2 protein-coding genes are annotated in these 1,514 nt (G+C 73.4%); both read right to left on the bottom strand.

The window, feature by feature from the left end:
- A partial coding sequence (locus tag H5J33_RS34910; protein WP_181798664.1) for an MFS transporter occupies positions 1-1,135 on the bottom strand: 1,135 nt, incomplete at its 3' end.
- A gap of 85 nt (positions 1,136-1,220) precedes the next feature.
- The coding region (locus H5J33_RS34905) for a LysE/ArgO family amino acid transporter (RefSeq protein ID WP_181798663.1) at positions 1,221-1,514 on the bottom strand (294 nt) is incomplete at its 5' end.

Raw genomic sequence — 1,514 nt, 5'->3', positions numbered from 1 at the left:
ACACCCCCTGCATCCGGCCGCGCATCTCGTCGGTCGCGGCCGACAGCAGGATGGCGCCGCGGAACACCATCGAGACCATGTCGGCGACGCCGGCCGCGGCGAGGAAGACCACCGCGACCCACAGGCTGCCGCTCAGTCCGAACCCGGCGATGGCCACGCCCCAGCCGACGACCGCCCCGGCGACCATCAAGCCGTGCCGGCGGGCCCGCGAGAACACGCCGGAGAACAGGCCGCCGAGCACCGCGCCGACCGGGATGCCGGCGAACAGCACACCGAGTGCCAGGCCCTCGCCGTAGGAGCCGTAGGTCTCGGCGGCCAGCTGCGGGAACAGGGCGCGGGGCATGCCGAACACCATGGCGACGATGTCGGCGAGGAAGGACAGCAGCAGCACCTTGTGCCGGGAGATGTACCGGAACCCGTCGGCGATCTCGCGCAGCCCGGCCCGGCGGGTGCCGCTCCCGCCGAGCGGCGGCAGGGCGGGCAGCCGGACGACGGCCCACACGGTCACGCACAGCGCCAGCGCGTCGATCAGATACAGCTCCGGCAGCCCCACGACCGGTATCAGCGCGCCGGCCAGCAGCGGGCCGGCCACCAGCGCGGTCTGCATCACCGTCGAGCCGAGCGCGTTCGCGGCCGGCAGCTGCTCGGCCGGGACCAGCCGGGCTATGGAGGCGCTGCGGGCGGGCGCGTTGAGCCCGAAGAACGCCTGTTGCAGCGCGAGCAGCACCATGAGCACGGGGACCGAGTCGAGGCCGGTGACGGCCTGCGCCCAGAACAGCAGCGAGGTCACCGCGATGCCGCTGTTGGTCACCAGCAGCAGCTTGCGCCGGTCGACGGCGTCGGCGACCGCCCCGCCCCACAGGGCGAAGGCGACCATGGGCACCAGTCCGGCCAGACTCGCGTAGCCGACCCAGGCCGAGGAGTGGGTGATGTCGTAGATCTGCTTGGGCACGGCGACGGCGGTCAGCTGGCTGCCGACGGAGGTGACGATGGTCGACGACCACAGCCGCCGGTAGGCGGGGACGCTCAGGGGGCGGGTGTCCATCGCCCAGCGGCGCCAGCCGCGCCGGGGCGGTTCCCCGGCCGCCGGCGCGCCGGTCGTGGTCTCGGTGCTGCTGCTCTCGCTGGTGTCCACGGCTGTCCTGGTTGCTCGTTACATCTTTTCGCTTCGAGAGGCTAACTATCCCAGCGGCAACCGGTGGACGGCGAACGGGTTCCGGTCAGACCCCGGCGATCAGGCTCGCCCCCAGCACCAGCATGGTGGCGGCGACCAGGCCGTCCAGCAGCCGCCAGGCACCGGGCCGGGCCAGGTACCGGCCGAGCAGCCGGGCACCGAAGCCGAGGGCGGTGAACCAGCACAGGCTGGCGAGGGCGGCGCCGAGTCCGAACGTCCAGCGCAGCGGGCCCCGGTCGGCGGCCAGCGAGCCGAGCAGGAACACGGTGTCCAGGTAGACGTGCGGGTTCAGCCAGGTCATCGCCAGGCAGGTGAGCACGGCCCGGCGCCGGGAGCCGGC

This window comes from Streptomyces sp. WELS2 (genome assembly GCF_013870595.1).
Taxonomy (GTDB): Bacteria; Actinomycetota; Actinomycetes; order Streptomycetales; family Streptomycetaceae; genus Streptomyces.
Note: the sequence above shows the minus strand (reverse complement) of the source record. Positions and strands in the feature narration are given on the sequence as shown.